This window comes from Hymenobacter telluris (assembly GCF_017313265.1).
Taxonomy (GTDB): Bacteria; Bacteroidota; Bacteroidia; order Cytophagales; family Hymenobacteraceae; genus Hymenobacter; species Hymenobacter telluris.
Map to the genome: position 1 here is coordinate 109,781 of NZ_JAFLQZ010000006.1, position 18,636 is coordinate 128,416.

The 18,636-nt window shown below is 58.2% G+C and carries 17 protein-coding genes and 1 tRNA gene; 9 read left to right on the forward strand and 9 right to left on the reverse strand.

Annotation, left to right across the window (positions count from 1 at the left end; translation table 11 throughout):
* Positions 1-213 precede the first annotated feature (213 nt).
* The 4 genes from J0X19_RS11360 to J0X19_RS11375 all read left to right on the forward strand — a co-directional run bounded on the left by J0X19_RS11360 (position 214) and on the right by J0X19_RS11375 (position 3,278).
* On the forward strand, positions 214-1,647 hold the full coding sequence (locus tag J0X19_RS11360; protein ID WP_206984478.1) for a L,D-transpeptidase scaffold domain-containing protein: 1,434 nt from the start codon (positions 214-216) through the stop codon (positions 1,645-1,647).
* A gap of 89 nt (positions 1,648-1,736) precedes the next feature.
* Positions 1,737-1,809: transfer RNA gene (locus tag J0X19_RS11365), tRNA-Thr, on the forward strand.
* A gap of 179 nt (positions 1,810-1,988) precedes the next feature.
* The gene (locus J0X19_RS11370) at positions 1,989-2,303 is read left to right on the forward strand and encodes a hypothetical protein (protein WP_206984479.1); all 315 of its coding nucleotides are present in this window, start codon (positions 1,989-1,991) and stop codon (positions 2,301-2,303) included.
* Positions 2,304-2,360: 57 nt separating this feature from the next.
* On the forward strand, positions 2,361-3,278 hold the full coding sequence (locus J0X19_RS11375; RefSeq protein ID WP_206984480.1) for a PAS domain-containing protein: 918 nt from the start codon (positions 2,361-2,363) through the stop codon (positions 3,276-3,278).
* A 333-nt stretch (positions 3,279-3,611) separates the two neighbouring features.
* Here J0X19_RS11375 and J0X19_RS11380 read toward each other — a convergent pair whose 3' ends face one another.
* The 3 genes from J0X19_RS11380 to J0X19_RS11390 form a co-directional block, all read right to left on the reverse strand.
* The gene (locus J0X19_RS11380; RefSeq protein WP_206984481.1) at positions 3,612-4,025 is read right to left on the reverse strand and encodes a hypothetical protein; all 414 of its coding nucleotides are present in this window, start codon (positions 4,023-4,025) and stop codon (positions 3,612-3,614) included.
* Positions 4,026-4,192: 167 nt separating this feature from the next.
* Positions 4,193-6,616, reverse strand: a complete 2,424-nt coding sequence (locus J0X19_RS11385; protein ID WP_206984482.1) for a DUF349 domain-containing protein — start codon at positions 6,614-6,616, stop codon at positions 4,193-4,195.
* A gap of 71 nt (positions 6,617-6,687) precedes the next feature.
* The gene (locus J0X19_RS11390; protein WP_206984483.1) at positions 6,688-7,254 is read right to left on the reverse strand and encodes a YqgE/AlgH family protein; all 567 of its coding nucleotides are present in this window, start codon (positions 7,252-7,254) and stop codon (positions 6,688-6,690) included.
* 308 nt (positions 7,255-7,562) lie between these two features.
* On the opposite strand from J0X19_RS11390, the gene pdxH reads away from it, so the two are divergent.
* The 5 genes from pdxH (at position 7,563) to J0X19_RS11415 (ending at position 12,528) form a co-directional block, all read left to right on the forward strand.
* Positions 7,563-8,213 (forward strand): pyridoxamine 5'-phosphate oxidase, encoded by a 651-nt coding sequence (pdxH, locus tag J0X19_RS11395; protein ID WP_206984484.1) that lies wholly within the window; start codon positions 7,563-7,565, stop codon positions 8,211-8,213.
* A gap of 120 nt (positions 8,214-8,333) precedes the next feature.
* On the forward strand, positions 8,334-9,659 hold the full coding sequence (locus J0X19_RS11400; protein ID WP_206984485.1) for a DUF1015 domain-containing protein: 1,326 nt from the start codon (positions 8,334-8,336) through the stop codon (positions 9,657-9,659).
* 104 nt (positions 9,660-9,763) lie between these two features.
* The gene (locus tag J0X19_RS11405; RefSeq protein WP_206984486.1) at positions 9,764-10,342 is read left to right on the forward strand and encodes a Maf family nucleotide pyrophosphatase; all 579 of its coding nucleotides are present in this window, start codon (positions 9,764-9,766) and stop codon (positions 10,340-10,342) included.
* Positions 10,343-10,355: 13 nt separating this feature from the next.
* A complete protein-coding gene (locus J0X19_RS11410) occupies positions 10,356-12,107 on the forward strand; it encodes a hypothetical protein (protein ID WP_206984487.1) in 1,752 nt (583 codons plus the stop codon).
* A 142-nt stretch (positions 12,108-12,249) separates the two neighbouring features.
* The gene (locus J0X19_RS11415) at positions 12,250-12,528 is read left to right on the forward strand and encodes a hypothetical protein (RefSeq protein WP_206984488.1); all 279 of its coding nucleotides are present in this window, start codon (positions 12,250-12,252) and stop codon (positions 12,526-12,528) included.
* 16 nt (positions 12,529-12,544) lie between these two features.
* Here J0X19_RS11415 and J0X19_RS11420 read toward each other — a convergent pair whose 3' ends face one another.
* The 6 genes from J0X19_RS11420 to sdaAB form a co-directional block, all read right to left on the reverse strand.
* The gene (locus J0X19_RS11420; RefSeq protein WP_206984489.1) at positions 12,545-12,982 is read right to left on the reverse strand and encodes an EamA family transporter; all 438 of its coding nucleotides are present in this window, start codon (positions 12,980-12,982) and stop codon (positions 12,545-12,547) included.
* Positions 12,979-13,407 carry a DUF4259 domain-containing protein gene (locus J0X19_RS11425; RefSeq protein ID WP_206984490.1) on the reverse strand — a complete coding sequence of 143 codons (429 nt, stop codon included), beginning with the start codon at positions 13,405-13,407 and terminating at the stop codon, positions 12,979-12,981. The genes J0X19_RS11420 and J0X19_RS11425 overlap by 4 nt, the downstream gene beginning before the upstream one ends.
* Before the next feature lie 80 nt (positions 13,408-13,487).
* On the reverse strand, positions 13,488-14,525 hold the full coding sequence (locus J0X19_RS11430; RefSeq protein WP_206984491.1) for an NAD(P)H-dependent glycerol-3-phosphate dehydrogenase: 1,038 nt from the start codon (positions 14,523-14,525) through the stop codon (positions 13,488-13,490).
* A 58-nt stretch (positions 14,526-14,583) separates the two neighbouring features.
* Entirely contained in the window at positions 14,584-15,993 is a 1,410-nt protein-coding gene (locus J0X19_RS11435) for an efflux RND transporter periplasmic adaptor subunit (protein WP_206984492.1), read from the reverse strand.
* Between the two features lie 131 nt (positions 15,994-16,124).
* A complete protein-coding gene (locus J0X19_RS11440; protein ID WP_206984493.1) occupies positions 16,125-17,660 on the reverse strand; it encodes a TolC family protein in 1,536 nt (511 codons plus the stop codon).
* Between the two features lie 98 nt (positions 17,661-17,758).
* Positions 17,759-18,439, reverse strand: a complete 681-nt coding sequence (gene sdaAB, locus J0X19_RS11445; protein ID WP_206984494.1) for an L-serine ammonia-lyase, iron-sulfur-dependent subunit beta — start codon at positions 18,437-18,439, stop codon at positions 17,759-17,761.
* Positions 18,440-18,636 lie beyond the last annotated feature (197 nt).

The window sequence follows — 18,636 nt, forward strand, 5'->3', positions numbered from 1 at the left end:
ATTATAATACAAATATTTATTTATATATCAATAAAACAGGTGAAATCCTTACAAAGGACTCAGAAAATCAACACGATACCTATTGCTTTCACACTGTAAAGCTGGTATCTTTTAGAAGGGTAAACGAAGAACAGAGGCGGCCGACTTACTCTACCCGCCGGCTGTCCTACCAGCCCTTATACTATGGAACGGTTGAGCAGCAACGTTTGGACAGTGCTCCTTTGGCTAGCTGTTACGGGCGGCGTACTTTCTTTGGGTAGCGCGCAAGCCCACGCCGGCCCTCCCCAACCCAAACCGGCTCCGGTTGCAGCCCTGTCACTACGCACAGCGCTCGACACGGTAGCGCTGGGTTCGGCGGCCACCTATACGCAGCTTGGATTGCAGGCCGGCCCCGCCGTACAACAGTTTTACTCCCAGCGCGACTTCACGCCCGCCTGGACACACGCCGACTCGGCTGGTTGGAACCACAACGCCCGGCAGGCGTTGGCACTGCTGCGGTGCGCCCCCGAATACGGCCTCGATCCGGCCACCTATTCCTGGTCTATCCTGTCAGCCCTCCCCGACTCGCTGCACTATCTCGCCGCAAAAACTGCTACGCTCGCTGGGTATGAGCTGCGCCTCACCGATGCCCTCCTCCGGTTTGCCACGCATTTGCGTTACGGCCGTCTGCATCCCCTCACGCTAACTCCTATTGTTCTCACCCAGCCCCAAACCCAGGAAGCCGTGGATGGGTTGCGGCAAGCCCTGGCCAGTCCCGAACTAACTACTGCTTTTCTGAGCTGCCAGCCAACCAGCCGGGCGTACTGCCAGTTGCAGCAGGCCTGGAGCGCCACCCTGCGTCAGCACCCCGATTCATTGCACCCTACTACCGGCAACGCCGCCGACTTCCGGCGGGTCGCGCTTAATCTGGAGCGTTTACGCTGGGACTTGCAACGCCCCGACTCCGGCGACTATGCACTGGTTAATATTGCTGCCTACCAGCTGCAACTCATCCGGAACGGGCAGGTGGTGCAAAGTCACCGGATAGTAGTAGGCAAACCCGATACCCCCACTCCCACCCTCGACAGCCGCATTACCGTCTTTGTCACCGCTCCCGAATGGCGGGTGCCCTACAGCATTGCTGTCAATGAGATGCTGCCAGAACTCCAGAACGACCCCGGTTTTCTGGCCGACAACAACTATTTCCTACTCGATTACCGCGGGCGACGGGTAAATCCTTGGCGCGTAAACTGGCAGCGCATCACCCCCCAAACGTTCCCTTACACCATTCGGCAAACGGCGGGTCGGCACAATGCGCTCGGCAACATTGTTTTCTACTTCACTAATCAACATGGCATTTATGTGCATGACACTCCCGCCCGTGCCCTTTTTCGGGAACCTAAGCGGGCACGTAGCCACGGCTGTATCCGCATCGAGAAACCACTGGAGCTGGCGGCGTTTCTGCTGAAGCGTGAGGGCCAGCAGGCTGCGCTGCCCGATATTCGCCGCAGCATTGCCACCCACGACCGGTGCCGCTATGACCTAGCTGGGGGGTTACCTATTCGGATACGGTATTACACCTGTGAGGCACAAAACAACCACATTCGGTACTATGCCGATGTATATTGTCAGGATGAAGCCGTTGCCGCTGCGTTTTTCAAACCTTGACAATCAGACGATTCCCTATTTATTAGGATAAAAGTTGCTGAATGGGTTTGAAAAACTCGTTTGCTAGCTTAGTTTTGCAGCATCAGCACGCCTCCTTAGCTCAGCTGGTAGAGCAACTGACTTGTAATCAGTAGGTCGCTGGTTCGATCCCGGCAGGAGGCTCTCAGCAATTTAATCCCCTTGTAAATCAATGATTTGCAAGGGGATTTTTCTTGGTGTGCTGGCTTGCCGGCCTGTACTTATGTTGCGGCAACCAACGCAACCCTCGATATTATTTTCGCCTGTCAGGCACGGACAACTGTTTTTAGCGTCTTATTTTTGAGGTATACTTTTCTTGATTTATGACCACTCCGGCCTTACTCGATGTTAACCTGCAGCAAGTGCCCGATCCTTATCTGGAAGGCCGGTGGCGCGTAGTCAACAAGGTTTTAAGCCGCGAAGACCCCACATCCCCCTTAGCCCAAGCCACGGAGGTCCACTTACAGCCGCAACTCCTACGGCTCGATGCCAATGGCCAGGCTACCAACGGTCAGTGGCGCGTGCAGCGCGATGCGCTGTTGAGTCGGCCCTACCTACTCCTGCACTTGGCGGGGCAGGAAATTTCGGCCCTGATCACGCGGCTGCGTTTTCCGCCGATGGGCACTTTCGCACCTTGACTTTGTATTTCCAGTCGGGCCTGGAGTTGTTTCTGGTCCAACCCTAATCGTTGTGTAATGCCCACTGCTGACGCCAAATTCGAACGCCTCCAAACTGCTGTAGATGCCGCTGGTACCGGCACCTGGGACTTCAACCCGCTTACCGGCGAATTAATCTGGTCGGACCGCTGCAAAGAAATCTTCGGTTTTGCGCTGGATCAAGACGTAAGCTATGATCAGTTTCTGGAAGGCCTGCATCCCGATGACCGGGCCTTCACTCACGCGGCCGTTGAGCAGGCATTACGGCCGTCTGGTTCTGGTACCTATGCCATCGACTACCGCACCCGGTGGCAAGACCCCGCCACGCCGCCCCGCTGGACCCACGCCACCGGCCGCGCCTTTTTCGATGCGGCCCGCACACAAGCCCAACGCTTCATCGGTACTATTACCGACATCACCGAGCAGAAAGCCAACCAGGACTTGCTACGCCAGCGTGAAACCGAATTGGCCACTCTAGCCAATAGCATTGCCCAACTTGCCTGGATTGCCGACAAGACGGGGGCCATTACCTGGTACAACCAGCGCTGGTACGACTATACTGGTACCACCGCGGCCCAGATGCTCGGTGATGGTTGGCAGCAGGTGCAGCACCCCGAGTACGTACACGGGGTTACCGAACGTCTACGCCAAGCCTTCGCCACGGGTACGGCCTGGGAAGACACGTTTCCGTTGCGCGGCAAGGACGGTCTTTACCGCTGGTTTTTGTCGCGGGCCGTGCCCGTGTACGGAGAACAAGGTCAGGTGGTCCGCTGGTTTGGCACCAATACCGACGTGACGGAGATGCGCCAGTTACAAGAGCAATTAACCCAGGCTTACGAAGACTTGGAAGTGAAAGTCACTTTTCGTACCCTGCAACTCGAACACGAAGTGCAACAATTGCGCGCCCAAATGGCTCCAGGTCTTTCAACAGCTACTATTCCATCCAAGGAGTCGTAACCAACTGCCAACTTTATACGGCCTCTTTCTTGCCTAATGCACAGGCTCTTTCTGGGAAGGGCTACTTTACCTTGATTCTCTCAACAAAGCTATTTTGCTACGAAAAAGCCCCGGCCTGGGTAGGTCGGGGCTTTTTCATTACTCCTGGTCGTCCTGCCACTCTTCCGACTGTACTTCTTCGAATTTAAACCACTGGTGCAGCCAGATCATAATGTATCTCATCGATAACCACTCTTAAAGTTTTGAAATCATTCAATCAAATATAAAACAATTAATATCACTAATTCTTGTTAATATGGCTTTATTGTAAAATATATTTCATTTACTCGTATCTTATATCTCATGACTTGGTTTATCAGGCACTGCCCGTAACCAATTATAAGCTGATTCAATATCCTCGAATGTGTCTACTATCGGCCGCGTGGTATAGCCGACAACTTTATTGATATCGGCACGAGCGGGCCAATCATGAGCCATAACCCAGGCAATAGCTATTACACCCTCATCGGCTAGCGCTTGGAAAAATTCCTGTCCAATCCACCGTACTACTTCACTCCAGCCGTCGAGTACTTGACTGCTGTCGTTTAGAATCTTGTTGCTCTTGGTCTGGCGTATCTTGTTTAAGATGGTTACGCACCCTGCCAACGACGATTCGTCGTCGTGTTCCCCGCGCCAGGTTACATACAGCCACTTAGTCACCATATCATACATGATGGTAATGCCGGGTTTTTCAAATAAGGTTTGCATAGGGAGTGTGGTTAGTGGAACAGCAAGTACGCTTATATACACATTTTAATATACTTTTAACCGCGGTTACGTTGACGCAGCATATCATACCCAAAATCAGGAACGCAGAACGGGCGTTTGGTGGAGTACCAAACGCCCGTTCTGCGTTCCTGATTTTGGGTGCGAGCCTAGCTTCGAATAACTCGTAGCTGCTTTTTCAACGCTTCAATGCGGCCCTGGGCCTCGTCGATTCGGCCCTGGTACTCTTCCCGGAGCTGCGCCGCGTTTTTGGAGCGGGCGAAGAATTCCAGGTTGGTCTTCAAGGTTGAAATATCGTTTTCCAGCTCGTTGATTTCGCGGCGTAGCGCCTGCTCTTTCTTGTAGAGTTGCTGCTGCGAATCGGGGCTGGCTTTGAGGCGCTCCACTTGCAAGTTGAAGAGAAGCTCTGCCCGCTCCTGGTACGACAAGGCGGGCACGGTATCAAGGTACTTACCCATCAGGCCCTGGAACCGCTCGTCGGCGCGCTCGTTGCCGCCGCGGGGGTTGCCCTCCGTGGCTCCAGCGGCCTGCCACTCCTGCACGTGCTGCCGGAAACCGTCTAGGCTACCAGGGGCATCGGGTGAAAGCGCAGCAATATCCGCGGCTAGTTGGTCGAGGTGGGCAGTCTGAGCCTGGCTGGCCTGCTGTACCTTTTCCTGGCGCTGCTTCACTTCCTGGTTTTTACGGTCGAAGAAAGCGTCGCAGGCGGTACGGAACCGGTTCCAGATTTTGTCGGACTGCTTTTCCGGCACCCGGCCGATGGTCTTCCAGTCCTTTTGCAGCCGAATTACCACTTCGCGGCCCTGCTCCCAATCGGGGTTGGCTAGGGCAGCTTCCGCCTGTTCAATCAACTCCAGCTTGCGCTTGAGGTTGCCGTTTTTCTCTTCATCAAGCGCCTTGAAGAACTGGTTTTTGTGCTGGAAAAAGCCTTTGTAAGCCCCCCAGAACTGCTTGTTCATGGCGTCGGCCTTGTCGCGGGGTACAAGGCCGGCGGCGTCCCACTCCTCTTTCAGCTTTTGCAGCTCGTCGGTTTTGGCGCGCCACTCGTTCACACGCTCCGTGTGAAAATCGCCGAAGGGGACCAACTGCTCCAGTAGGGCCGTTTTGCGGGTTAGGTTGGCATTTTCCTGGGTGGAGCGGACATCTAAAAACTCTTTCTTGCGGTTGTGCACTTGCTCGGAGGCTTGCAAGAACCGCTGCCACAGGGCTTCGCGCTGCTCGTTCGGAACGGGCCCGATGTGCTTCCATTCTTCGTGTAGCTGGCGCAGGTCGTTGAGAGCTTTGTTGATGCTCGACTGCTGGGCCAGCGCCTCGGCACGCACGATAAGCGCTTCTTTGGCTTCGAGGTTGCGGCGGCGGTCCAGCTCTTTCATCTCGAAGAACAACCCGCGGTTGTTGTAGAAGATGTCGAGCAGGGCGTGGTAGCTGTTCCACAACTCCTGGGTGTCTTTTTGCGGCACGGGGCCGGTGGCTTTCCAGTCGTTTTGCAGGGCCTTGATGCGGGCCGAGCTGTCCTTGGTTTCGGCCGACTCAACCAGCAACCGCAACTGGGACAGCAGGTGCTGCTTGTGCACCAGGTTGCGGGCGCGCTGCTCATCCTCGGCTTTGGCGTCGCGCACGCGGCTGTCGCGGAACTCCTGCATCAGCTTGGTCAGTTCCTGGTAGCCTGCGGGGCCGGTGTAGGTGAAGTCGTCGGGGGCATTGCCGGCTTCGGTGAACTGCTGACGAGCGGCGGCGCGGTCGGCTTTGCTGCCGGTTTCGTATTGGCGGTAGAGGTCGGTGATTTGCTTGCGGTTCTGGCGGGCATCGGGGCGGCGCAGGAGCTCCACCAGATGGGCGGTTTGCGCGGGCAAATCAAGCGTGGCGAAATCCACGCCCGGTGTTTCCGGCACAAACTCTTCTTCCTCGGCGCTGTGCTCGGTATCCGGCGCGGTATTCTCGGGCGTAGCCGGTGTTGGCGACGAGGTAGTCAGGTGCGCAATGCCTTCGGGGAAATCCTCGATTTCGGGCGCAGCGTGCAGCTCTTCTACCGGCAGGTTGGTGTCGGGCGTGGCTTCGGGGGTGCCTTGCGCGTCTACAGCGGCTGAGCTGGCTGCGGCAGGCGTTTCCGCAGCTACCGCCGACGGCGACGCAGCTGGTTCCTCGGCAGGGGCAGCCGACGGCTCGGAGGGAGCCGCTCCGGCTTCTACCACCGTGGTAGGCTGCTGCTCAGTGGGCACCGCCGACTCCTGGGCGCTGGCTACTCCGGGGTTGTCCGGGCCGTAATGGTCTTCGGCGCGGGCCTGCGAGTCGGAAACGGCGGGGTCGTGGGGGGGCACCTGGGTTCCGGCAGAGCCTGGGGTTACGTCGGGCGCTACCGCCTCGGCGGGGGCTTCGGCCGTACCGGCACCGGCGGGCTGCCCGCTCGGAAGGTGGGTTTCGGTGGCGGGCTGCTCGATAATATCGGGCGTTGAGGCCTCCGCCGGGTCCTGCTTGGAGCGGATTTCAGTTAAACGACGCTCTAAAATGCTCATCGGTGATTCCGAATCCTCGTTAGTAGAGCTGGTGGGGGTGTTGTCGTTTTCGGGTAGCATACAATTCAGCGAAAAAGGCCCAACCGCGTCCCACAAAGGAACTAGCGGCGGGCGACGGGGAAGGAAGGGTATTAGTTCAGGCGCGGATCGACGGGGTAGTTGGATAGGGCCCGGAAGCGCCCACCTTTTTCCCGCAGAATCGCCTGCCAAAAGGCATCATTGTCCAAAGTAAAGACTTTCCCGGCAGCATCCGGATGCACAATCCAAACATTCTCCCCGATTTCCTCGGCGAGCTGCCCGGCCGTCCAGCCAGAGTAGCCAGCGTAGAAGCGGACGGCCTCCGGCGCCAGCTCACCACTAAGCAGTAAGCCCACCAGCACCTGGAAGTCGCCACCCCAGTACACACCCTGGCCCAGGTCAATGGCCTCGGGCACATCGGGGCGCTGGTGCAGGTAATGAAGGGTGTCGGGCTGCACCGGGCCGCCGATGAGCAGGGGCAGTTGCGCCACCGGCGAATCGGCGGGTACGGGCAGTTGCAGCACGTCGGACAGGTTTAGGTTGGAGGCGCGGTTGAGCACGAGCCCAAACGAGCCGTCCTCTTCGTCGTGCCGGCACAGCAGCACCACGGAGCGTTCAAAGTTAGGATCACCAAGGAAGGGCTGCGAAATCAGCAGGCTGCTGGAACGAAGACGAGGCATGGGTTTCTACTTAGTAATAGTGTGCACCTGGCGCAGGCCGATAGAAAGCAGGCCCGCGCTTGAATTCCAGACAGTGGAACGTAAATACGTACGTTTAGTACGTCAGACGGGCCGCCGGAGGTTCCCTGCCTATCGGCATTGTGTTACCTTGCGGCCCGGTTTGTTGCTGGTTATTCGTTGTAGGTTCTTGGTGGTTGGCTGTTCGACGCTTGCTTAAGCGTGGTAGCCAAGTCAACACACCACCCAAAATTAACCCTTCAACCCAACCCCAAAATCGAAAAACGAAGAACCAAAAACCCACAACGACTATGCTCGACCCGCACCTGGCCGACCTGCGCAAAACCTACGCTCAGCGTACCCTTTCCGAAGCGGATGTGTTGCCCGGCGCTGTTCCTCAGTTTCGGGTGTGGCTCGATGAGGCCCTGCAAGCTAAACTGGACGAGCCCACGGCCATGACGGTTTCCACAGTATCAGAGGAGGGCCAGCCGTCGGCGCGGGTGGTGCTGCTCAAAGGCCTGCCCGACGACGCGGGGTTTCTGTTCTATACCAATTACAAGTCGCGCAAGGGCCAGGAGCTGGCGGCCCGGCCGCTGGCCGCCCTCACGTTTTTCTGGCCGGGGCTGGAGCGACAAGTGCGGGTGGAAGGTCGGATAGAGAAAGCCCCTGATTCGTTGTCGACCGAGTATTTCCAGAGCCGGCCGCGCGGCAGCCAGATTGGCGCCTGGGCCTCGCCCCAGAGTCAGGTAATCGAGAGCCGGGAAGCGTTGGAAAGCCGGGAAAAAGAGTTGGAAGCGGAATTTGCGGGTCAGAACCCACTCCCCCGCCCTGCGCACTGGGGCGGCTACATTCTGCGGCCGCACCGCGTAGAGTTCTGGCAGGGCCGCCCCAGCCGCCTCCACGACCGAATCGTGTATGAGCTGGCCGGTGACACCTGGCGCCTGAGCCGCCTGGCACCGTGAGTCAATTAAAAATTAAGAATGAAGAATTAAAAATGGGGCGTTGCTTCCTGGATGCAGGAATTGACGCTCACTCCCGATTCATTCTTAATTTTTAATTCTTAATTTCTAATTCCTTTCCCCTTGGCTGAAATTCAACCTTTGCGCGGCTGGCGCTACAATCCGGTGCTGAGCCAGCAAATAGATGAGTATGTGTCGCCGCTGTTTGATGTCGTGTCGCGGAAGCAGCGGGAGGCCCTCTATCAGAACCCGCTCAACAGCATCCACCTTTCCGTACCGCGTGGCGACGATGCGGCTGGTGCGGCCCTACAACGGCTCCAGGAGTGGCAGCAGGCCGGGGTACTGCGCCAGGACGAGCTGCCGGGCATTTACGTGTATTATCAGTACTTCCGGCTGCCGGGCAGTACCCGCGAGTTTTGCCGCAAAGGCTTTATGTGCCACATCCGGGCCTACGCCTGGCCTGAGGAGGTGATATTACGCCACGAAAACACGCTGCCGGCTTCCGTCAACGACCGGGCCGAACTATTAGCTCGCACCGAGTTCCAGACCAGCGCCACTCACGGCCTCTACCGCGACGACGAGTTCACCTTGGAACGGTGGATGGACGAGGCCATGCAGGACCCGCTTTACGAAACCACCGAAGACTACCAGGGCGCCCGCGACGTGCTGGCCGTCATTCAGGACACCAACGTTATCCGGCAGTTTCAGGCGGTGCTGGCGCGGCGGCAGGTGATACTGGCCGACGGACACCACCGCTACGAAGGCTCCTTGGCGTATCGGCAGGCTCAGTTGGCGGCTACCCCCAACGCAACCGGGCAGGAAGGCTGGAACTACCACCTGATGTACCTCACCAACTCGGCCGCCGACGACCTGCGGATTCTGCCCACCCACCGCTTGCTATTGGATCTGCCCGGCGCCCTCACCGACGCTGAGCTGCTGGCCCGACTGGAACCGTATTTCACGGTGCTGCCCAAGGAAGACGCCTACGACCTGCCCGAGCTGATTGCCGGCAAGCCCTGGGCGTTTGGGCTGTACTTGCAGGGCGGCCAGGCCTACAAAATCCGGCTGCGGCCCGAGGTGCACGCGCAGCTTAGCTGGGACACTACGCCCGAAGTAAAAGCGCTGGATTTGACGGTGCTGCACTTCTTTGTGCTGGAAAAAGCCCTGGGCTTAGTGGGCCTGGATGCCCAACGGCAATGGCCGGGTGTGGCCTACGTGCGGAGCTTTTCAGAGTGCCTCACGCGGGTGGATGCCGGCGAGGCCCGCGCCGCCTTTATTACCAACGAGGTAACCATGCAAGAGGTGGAGCAAGTCTGCCATTCCGGGGCCGTTATGCCGCCCAAGTCCACCTTTTTCTACCCCAAAACTATTGGTGGCTTCCTCTTCAGCAGCATCCGCGCCGAAGAAACCACCCATCCGTTTTTAGTTGAATTGATGACTGATTGTTGATTGCTGGATGGTTGCTTGACAACCTTTCATCGTTGCGGGTGTGCCAAACAACGAACAATTCAACAATCAGCAATTCGGCAATACAACAATTTAACAATCAATCCATGCACCTCATTCTGGCCTCTAACTCGCCGCGGCGGCGGCAGCTGCTCACCGACCTAGGCGTGCCCTACACGGTACGCTTGCAGGAAGTGGACGAGTCGTTTCCGGCGCACCTGCGCCGCGCCGAGGTTGCCGAGTACCTGGCCGCTCACAAAGCCAGCGCCTACCGGGCCGGCTTGGCCCCCGACGAGGTAGTTCTTACGGCCGATACCATCGTTTGCCTCGATGATGATGTGCTCAATAAACCTGCCGATACCGCCGAAGCCATTCGGATGCTCACCCGCCTGCAAGGCCGCGCCCACGACGTATTCACGGGCGTGTGCCTGCTTGCCGGCGACGGCCGGCAGGTGGTCTTTTCCGACCGAACCACCGTACACTTTCGCGCTTTATCCAACTCAGAAATAGCACACTACGTCCATACCTATCAACCATTGGATAAAGCCGGAGCCTATGGGGCACAGGACTGGATTGGGATGGTAGCCGTGACGCGGCTGGAAGGCTCTTACTACAACGTGATGGGCCTGCCCGTGCACCGCGTCTGGGACGAGCTGGCGAAGCTGGGCTTCCCGCTGGCCGTCTGATTTGTTCCGGCTTATGCCTGCCCCTTCAGCCATTTCCTTCCGCTTTTTTGTGGCCTTCGGGCTGTTGTGCATGCTGGCGGGCAGTGGGTTTCTGCTGCTGATTTTTGGGCCCACCTCCTACGCCCAAGTGCAAGAGTTGGGTCGCCACACTTACCACGAAGGCGGTTACCGCTACCTACCGCTGGCCGTTACCCCAAGTAGCTACCAGTTGTTGCGCTACGGCTTGGTGGCGGTAGCGCTTGGCAGTTTCGGTGGATTGGTGGCGCTGAGCAGCAACCACACCACCGCTTTCCGGCGAGAAGCTCAACTATTCAGGCAGGAGTGCTATCAGGCTTGGGTAACGCTGGGTAGCGTGTGGCAGCAGCTGCCACGGCTGGAAAAGCTGATAGCCTGCGGACTACTGGCGCTGATTCTGGCCGTACGGGTCTGGTACCTGATTAATTATGTATTGGGCACCGATGAAGTAGCTTCCTACGACTATTTTGTGCGGCCGGGCCTGCTGACCATTAGCTGCTTCTACCCCATTCCCAACAACCACTTACTGTTCAATTTCACCTGCTGGCCGCTTACCTTCTTCACTGATAATACCCGGCTGGTGATGCGCCTGCCCACGTTTGCTGCTTCGATGGCAGGTACCACTTTCGGCTACCTGCTGTTGCTGCGCTGGAGCAATTTTCGGGTAGCTACGCTGGCTACGGGCCTTTTTAGCTTGCTGCCGTTGAGCTTATACTACGCAGTAGCGGGCCGAGGCTACTTTCTGCAGCTCACGCTGTTGCTGCTGGCCTTTTTTGCGGCGCTAGCAGTGCTGCGGAGCCGTACGTACCAACGGCTAGGTTGGGCGGTGTTTATTGCTACCAGTATTCTGGGCTTCTATGCTATTCCTACGTTTCTGTACCCGTTCGTGTCGTTGGCACTGGGGCTTTTGCTGGGGCTGGGGTGGCAACGGCGCTGGGCAGAGCTACGGCAATTGGCGCTGGCGAGCTGTATTGTTGGGGTAGTGACGGCCTTGCTGTATTGGCCGGTAATCTGCGTGTCGGGTCTACAGCAGCTGATAGGCAACCGCTACGTAGCTACAATGTCCGACACCGCATTCTGGCCTCAATACCTGAAGTATCTGCGCATTTTGGCGGATATGCTGGCCGGTAACGGGCGGGTGGGTATGGTAGCAGGTGGCGGCCTGCTTGTTCTGGGGCCCGTTTGTATCTGGCTACTGCCGCGCCCACGGCAACTACTGGCTATGCTGGCCTGGCTGCTACTGCTGCTGCCACTGCCGCTCATGGCCTTTCAGCAAGTACAAGTACCCGCTCGCGCATTGCTGTATACCAGTTTCTTGGGCTGCGTACTGGGCAGTTTAGTGGCAACTTTTTTCCTCGACCGGCTGCGGCTACCGGCCCGGTGGCAACTGGCACTAGGCCTGCTGGTGGTGGCAGCGTACGGCGGATATCAGTTTCGGCGGCAGCTGGCTCCGCACCAGGATGAGGTGCGGGAGCACAACCAAATGCAAGCCGCTTATGCCTGGCTGACCCAGCAAAGCAATCCGCGGGTGCTCTTAGCGGCCCCTGATTACGAGTTGTACTTCCGGCATTACACCCAGCAAGAACACCGGCCAATGTTGCTGCACACCACCCCCGCGCCGGGCCAGGTCTACAATTTCACTGTTCAGAGACAAGGCGCCGACTCATTGCCCGCCTGGGCCTTACCCCCCTTCTACTTCCCGGTGTACCGCAACAATTTCGTCGTGATTTATGCCCGTGCGCGCAACTAGACTACGGTTGCAGCTTGAGAGCGTAGATAACAAAAAACAAATTCTTTCTAAAAGAAAACCAACTTGGAAAAACTATTTTCCATTTAATTAGTACAGAATATTATCAGTATATTCACACTGACACACCCTTCTGTACTTTCCTATGCAAGCCGTTCCCTTCAGCCAGCAAGAGTCTTCCGCTCTTTTAGCCAACTTTCAGCAGCAGAACTACCATCAGTTTTCGTACGGCATTATTCGTAAAGTACTGGAAACAAAGCACTACCATACCAACGAACCGCTCGTGGTAAACGCCCTCATGGAAGTAATGGGCAATGTGCTCGACCAATTCAAGGTTGCCGACGCCGACCAAGAATTTGTACAGCAGCTTTCCACCGGCTTATACAATCTCCTGCTGCAAGTGGAATGCGTGGAGGCTAATTAAACGCACGTTGCGGCGACTAATGCCCTCCGCGGGCCAATAGGGCAATGCCTCCCACCACCAGCAGCAGCCCTATGGCTTGCGGCCAGGCCAACGTTTCGCGCAGTACCAGCACACCCAGCACGGCCGTTAACAGCACCGATCCTCCCACGATAAGAGGCGTGCCAACCGAAGCCGGAGCGCCTTTGCTGTACACGGCAAAAGTCAGGATTTCCGCTACCCCAATGCTGGCCCCGGCTAAAGCCGCCAAGGCTAAACCACGGCTAGTAAATAGCGTAGCTGGCAGCGTGCCGCGCAAGTACAGCAGCAACAGCAGCCCCGCTCCTACCAGAGCGGCTACCACCTGCAATACCACGGCCCCTGCCATTGCGTGAATCTGCCCGGCAGCGGTCTTAATCAATAGGTTGTAGCAGGCCATGCCCAACGCGGCGCAGGCCGCCAGCGCCAGCCAGTTCATGCCTCGTCTGGAGTAGCTCCGTCGGTATCCGCGTCCTGGAGGCGGGCCAGCAGATCCTGCTGAAGCTGCTGCCAGCTGGCGTATTCTTCGCCTGTAGCCCGCGCTGCCTGTAGCTCCGACCTCTCCAGCACGGCCTGTACGGCTTCTTCGGCCAGTTCGCGGAGGTCTTCGCCATCGGCATCAAGGTGAACTACGGCTGGCAGCAGACCGGGCGGCAAATCGGCGGCGGGCTTGCCGAGTACGGCGGCTACTATTTCGGCGGCGGCCAGGGCTACGTGCGCATCATCCAGGGCTACGGTACCTTCTTCCTCGGCAGCTGTGGCCAGCGCCTCATACAGCATCGCCTCGTTCGGGTTTTCCAAAAACTCCTCGGCGAAGTCCGCCGCTGCATCATTGTCGAAAGTGTAGTGGCTCCAGGTACTCATAGGGCGTGGTATGGTGGGTAGCAGAAGGCTATTAGTACGTGGAATTCCCTCTTATGGTCAATAGCCAGGCAAACAGTTCCTTACCTGAACTTCTCTTTGAGCAGCTCGATTTCCACGGCTGGCGCAATCTTCTCGTAGAGGATGTGGTACGCCGCCGACGTAATGGGCATGGCTACTTGCAGCTTTTTATTGAGTTCGTAGATGCTTTTCACGGCGTAGTAGCCCTCGGCTATCATGTTCATTTCCAGCTGTGCCGACTTCACCGAGTAGCCCCGGCCCACCATGCTGCCGAAGGTGCGGTTGCGTGAAAACTGCGAGTAGGCCGTCACCAGCAGGTCGCCGAGATAGGCCGAGCCCGACAGGTCGCGGGGCTGGGGGTTGAGGGCGTGCACGAAGCGGCGCATTTCCTGCACGGCATTGCTGACCAGCACCGCCTGAAAATTGTCGCCGTAGCCCAGGCCGTGCGCAATGCCCGCGGTGAGAGCAATGATGTTCTTCATCACGGCGAAATACTCGATGCCATCCAGGTCTTGGGCGGGGTTGGCTTTCACGTAGCGGTTGCGCAAGAGCCGGCAGAAATCCTCGGCCAGCACAGAATCGGGCGAGCCGATGGTGAGGTAGCTTTGCTTTTCCAGCGCCACTTCCTCGGCGTGGCACGGCCCGGCCACCACCCCAATTTGGGTGTGCGGTAGCCGAAACCGCTCGGCCACGTAGTCGGTTACCAGCACGTTTTTGCCGGGAATCATGCCCTTGATGGCAGAAATAACCCGCTTGTTGCGTAGCGCATCACGGTCCAGCTTTTCCAGCACACCCTGCACAAACGCGGCCGGCACGCCCAGCACCAGCCAGTCGGCCTCCTTCACCACCTCTTCCAGGTCGGTGGACGGAAACACGCGGGTCAGGTCGTGGGCCACCGACGAGAGGTAGCGGGGGTTGTGGCGGGTGCTGCGCAAGTGCTGCACGTCGTCTTTGGAGCGCAGCCACCAGCCCACGCGGGACCCGTTTTCCGACAAAATTTTGGTGAGAGCAGTGGCCCAGGAGCCGCCGCCGAGCATGGCTATTTTTTCCAATTCGGTGGGATGTAGGAGCTGAACAATCAGGTAAAAAAGAACCGTCATGCTACGTGTGCGCAGCATGACGGTTTTGCGGAGGCCAGGCGGCCTGGCCCGGCTACGGTTAGTTGCCTTCGTTGGGGCTTTCTTTCAGGGCTTCCTTATTGAGGCTTTTGGCATCCTTCACATCCACCAACGTGCCGTCTTTCAACGTTTTGGCCACCGCCCGGAACGGCCCACTCACCACCTGCGTACCGGCTTGCAGCCCGCTCAGAATTTCGATGTTCTGGAAGTCGCTGATGCCGGTTTTCACGGGCGTCAGCACGGCTTTGCCGTTCTTAATAACGAAAACCACTTCCTGCACGTCGGCGGCTTTGGGGGCCGCTGCAGTTTCCGGAGAACCGCCGCCACCACGGCCCACGCGCACGGCGGGGGTTTTGGCCGCGTCCTTGTCGGCCGTCATGGTGCTGTCGGAGCGGGTGGTAACGGCGGCCAGCGGCACACTCAGCACGCCGGTTTTTCGGTTGGTGATGATGTCCACCGAAGCTGTCATGCCGGGGCGGAACGGTACCGTGGTACGGCCATTCACGGTGCGCTGCAAGTGGCGGTACGAGTCGGGCAGCAGCCGGATGCGCACCTCGAATTCGGTCACAGCTTCGGCCGTTAGGGCGTCCTTGGCGGTGTTGGCAATGCTGGTTACCAAGCCCCGGAACTTCTCGTCCTTGCTGGCGTAGGAGTCCACTTCCACCACGGCCGAGTCGCCGAGCTGCACGTTGATGATGTCGTTTTCATTCACGTTCACCCGCACTTCCATAGAATTCAGGTTGGCAATGCGCATGATTTCGGTACCCGCCATCTGCGACGTACCCAGCACCCGCTCGCCTTTCTCCACGTTCAGCTTGCTCACGGTGCCGCTTACCGGCGCGTAGATGGTGGTTTTGTTGAGGTTTTTGCGGGCATCGTCCAGGCTGGCCTGGGCGCTGGCCACGTTGCTTTGGGCGGCCCGAATGCTCTGGCGGGCGCTGTTCAGCTCTTCCTGCGAGGCTTCGTAAGCGGCTTTGGCCGCCTCATAGTCGGCCAGCGAAATCACCTTTTGCTTGTAGAGCGAGGCATTGCGCCGGTAAGTCAGCTCGGTTTGCTTGGCACTGGCTACCAATTGCTGCAACCGGGCCTGGGTCTGGCCCACGTTGGCGCGCTGGGTGTTCACCACCGCCGACTGCTGATTAACCAGGGCCTGGTAGTTGTCGGGGCGAATGCGCAGCAGCAGCTGGCCTTTCTTCACTGAGTCGCCTTCCTGCACATACAGCTCAATAATCTCCCCCGATACGTCGGGCGAAATCTTCACTTCGGTTTCGGGCTGCACTTTGCCCGAGGCACTCACCTGCTCCACAATGTTGGCGGTAGTAGCCTTGGCTGCCGTTACCTCCGTACCGGTTGGCTTGCCCCACCAGCCCTGTTTCTTCCCCACTACAAAGCCACCAATCAGCACAACGGCCAGGATCAGAAGAGTGTAGAGTAAGCGGTTATTTTTCATGAAAGAGTAAGTGAGTAGCTGAATAACTGAGTAAGTGAGCAACTGAGTAAGTGAGTAACTGAGTAATCGGTTTGATAGCACTGTCGAGCATACAGACCGACTACTCAGTTACTCACTTACTCAGTTGCTCTCTAGAGCGCCAGCGGCCGGCCCTGGTAGAAGTCGAGCACTTTGCGCCGGAAAATAAACTGGTACTTGTTCTGAATCATCGTCGATTCGGCAGTAGCCAGGTTATTCTTGGCAATATTAAACTCCGTGCCGTTGAGCAGCCCATTGTTGAAGCGAATTTCGGCGTTGCGGTAGGCGGTAGTCAGCGCTTCCACCTGCCGCCGGGAGGCCCCAAACTGGCGCTGGGCGGCTAGGGCGTCGGCGTAGGCCTGCTGAATATTCTGCCGCAGCGTCAGGCGCACCTGCTCGGCATTCAGGCGGGCCTGCTGCACCCCAATCAGGGAGCGTTGCACGTTGGTGCGCACCTGCAAGCCGTTGAGGATGGGAATGTTGAGCGAGAATTGCAGCTGCCGGCCCAGGTTCTGGTCGAGCTGGTCCCAGTACCGCTGCGAAAGCACCGTGGTGTTGCGCTGGTACAGCAGCACGTTCAGCGGAATAACAGGCCCACCGCCCGGCTGCTCCACGAAAAACGTGGTTTTGCGGGCCGTCGAGTCGCTGCCGACCGAGGTAACGGTGCGCGCCGACGAATACCCCGTAAACACGCTGCCCCCAAACACCAGCCGCGGCAGATACGCCCCGCGGGCTACGTCCACGGTGGCCTCGGCACTGCGCACGCGCAGCTCGGCGGTCTTGATTTCGGGTAGCAGTGTTAGGGCCGTTTGGTAGGTGGCGGCGGGGTCTTCGCTGAGTGGCGCCTGCTCGTCGGGGTCGGCCAGCTCGGGCACCTGAATCTGGAAACCGCCCTGCGACGCCTCATCCAGGTTCATGAGCTGCATGAGTTGCAGGCGGGCAATATCGCGCTGGTTTTGGGCCGTAATCACGCTCAGCTCATCGGAGGCTAACTGGGCCTGGCTGTCGAGCAGGTTGCTTTCCGCTACCGAACCCGCCTTCAGCAGCTTCTGGGTGCGCTCCACTTGCTGCTGCGTGCTGTTGAGCCGCGCTTGGTTGGAGCGAATGAGCTCTTCGGACAATACCAGCTGCAAGAACTGCGACGCAATGTTGAGCGAGAGGTCGTTGCGGGATTTTTGAATATCGCCCAGGCTGGCCTGATAGTCCAGCGTGTTGCGCTTGATGGTGTTGCGCAGCTGAAACCCCTGGAACAGCGTGACCTGGGTAGCCCCCGAGAAGTTGTTGGAGCGGGTGGTTTGGTTCTGGAATTCAAACGTGAGCGGGTTTACGCTCTGGCCGTAGTTCCAGGTTTGGCTGCCGTTGAGGTTGGCCGTGGGTAGCAGTGCGGCCTTGCTTTGCCGCAGCACGGCACTGCCATTCTCGGCCGTCAGTTGGTTTTGGCGTACGGTCAGGTTGTGCTCCAGGGCGTAATCAATGGCGCGTTGGAGCGTCCAGGGGCCGGTAGCCACCTGGCTGGCCGCCAGCGTGCCGGCGGGCGGCTGCGTGGGGGGCGTAGTTTGGGCGCCTACCGGGCCGGCGGCGCCGAGCAGCAGCGCCAGGGCCCCGGCCCAGGGCAAGGTGCGCGGTAGCAGCGTAGCAGTTGGGTTCATATGGTTAGTGCTTGGTGCTTGGTGCCTGGTGCTTGGTGCTTCGTTGTTTGTTCATCATAATTAAAACAATCTAGGCACCAAGCACCAGGTACGAAGCACTAATCGATAGTAGGAATGTAGGTCACGCGGTGCACCCAGCTCAGCTGGCGCAGGTAAGCCAGCGTAATATCTTTAATGCTGGAATCCATTTCAATGAATTGCCGGGCAATATCGTTTTTGCCTTTCCTCGACACGAGCATGGTAGCAATATTACAATCGTCGTGGGCAATGACGGAGGCAATAAAGGCAATGGAGCCCTTGGCGTCGTCGGCATCGAGGATGAGCGTGTGCAGGCTGCCCGAGAAGTCCGACGGAAAGCCATCCACTTCCACAATCCGGATGACGCCGCCGCCCCGGCTCTGGCCCAGCACTTCCACCGCCTGCCCGGTTTGCTCGTCGCGCAGTTGCAGCCGGATGGTGTTAGGGTGCATGGTGGAAGCGTTGCCCACGCCCTGGAACGTGTACTGCAACCCGGCCTGCTGGGCGTGCTCGAAGGCCTCGCGAATACGCACATCGTCGGTGGCCATGCCCAGCAAGCCCGCCACAATGGCGCGGTCGGAGCCGTGGCCCTCGTAAGTGCGGGCGAAAGAGTTGTAGAAGGTGATGGTGGCGTGAGTGGGCGTGCTGCCCAGAATCCGGATGGCCGCCCGCGCAATGCGCACCACGCCCGCCGTGTGCGAGGAGCTGGGCCCGATCATCACGGGGCCAATCATGTCGAAAATACTGCTTTTCTCAGCCATAAGACGGGGTAAAGGTATCAGATTACAAGTGTCGTACCTTAAAAAAAGCCGTTTCAAGCCAGCAAAGGCAGTTCTTAGCATGCAAGCACTTGGTCATGTATCCTACTTTTCTCGTTTTCAAATATCCTGAGCTGCGCGTTCAGAATACCCGGCAAGATAGCTGAAGTGCTACTGCTTCACACAGATGCAGCCACCAC

Bases quoted from the DNA above. Each gene is read 5' to 3' on its own strand.
- J0X19_RS11370 (WP_206984479.1), top strand. From the start codon at position 1,989: ATGACCACTCCGGCCTTACTCGATGTTAACCTGCAGCAAGTGCCCGAT.
- J0X19_RS11375 (WP_206984480.1), top strand. From the start codon at position 2,361: ATGCCCACTGCTGACGCCAAATTCGAACGCCTCCAAACTGCTGTAGAT.
- J0X19_RS11380 (WP_206984481.1), bottom strand. From the start codon at position 4,025: ATGCAAACCTTATTTGAAAAACCCGGCATTACCATCATGTATGATATG.
- J0X19_RS11385 (WP_206984482.1), bottom strand. From the start codon at position 6,616: ATGCTACCCGAAAACGACAACACCCCCACCAGCTCTACTAACGAGGAT.
- J0X19_RS11390 (WP_206984483.1), bottom strand. From the start codon at position 7,254: ATGCCTCGTCTTCGTTCCAGCAGCCTGCTGATTTCGCAGCCCTTCCTT.
- pdxH (WP_206984484.1), top strand. From the start codon at position 7,563: ATGCTCGACCCGCACCTGGCCGACCTGCGCAAAACCTACGCTCAGCGT.
- J0X19_RS11405 (WP_206984486.1), top strand. From the start codon at position 9,764: ATGCACCTCATTCTGGCCTCTAACTCGCCGCGGCGGCGGCAGCTGCTC.
- J0X19_RS11410 (WP_206984487.1), top strand. From the start codon at position 10,356: ATGCCTGCCCCTTCAGCCATTTCCTTCCGCTTTTTTGTGGCCTTCGGG.
- J0X19_RS11415 (WP_206984488.1), top strand. From the start codon at position 12,250: ATGCAAGCCGTTCCCTTCAGCCAGCAAGAGTCTTCCGCTCTTTTAGCC.
- J0X19_RS11420 (WP_206984489.1), bottom strand. From the start codon at position 12,982: ATGAACTGGCTGGCGCTGGCGGCCTGCGCCGCGTTGGGCATGGCCTGC.
- J0X19_RS11425 (WP_206984490.1), bottom strand. From the start codon at position 13,407: ATGAGTACCTGGAGCCACTACACTTTCGACAATGATGCAGCGGCGGAC.
- J0X19_RS11430 (WP_206984491.1), bottom strand. From the start codon at position 14,525: ATGACGGTTCTTTTTTACCTGATTGTTCAGCTCCTACATCCCACCGAA.
- J0X19_RS11435 (WP_206984492.1), bottom strand. From the start codon at position 15,993: ATGAAAAATAACCGCTTACTCTACACTCTTCTGATCCTGGCCGTTGTG.
- J0X19_RS11440 (WP_206984493.1), bottom strand. From the start codon at position 17,660: ATGAACCCAACTGCTACGCTGCTACCGCGCACCTTGCCCTGGGCCGGG.
- sdaAB (WP_206984494.1), bottom strand. From the start codon at position 18,439: ATGGCTGAGAAAAGCAGTATTTTCGACATGATTGGCCCCGTGATGATC.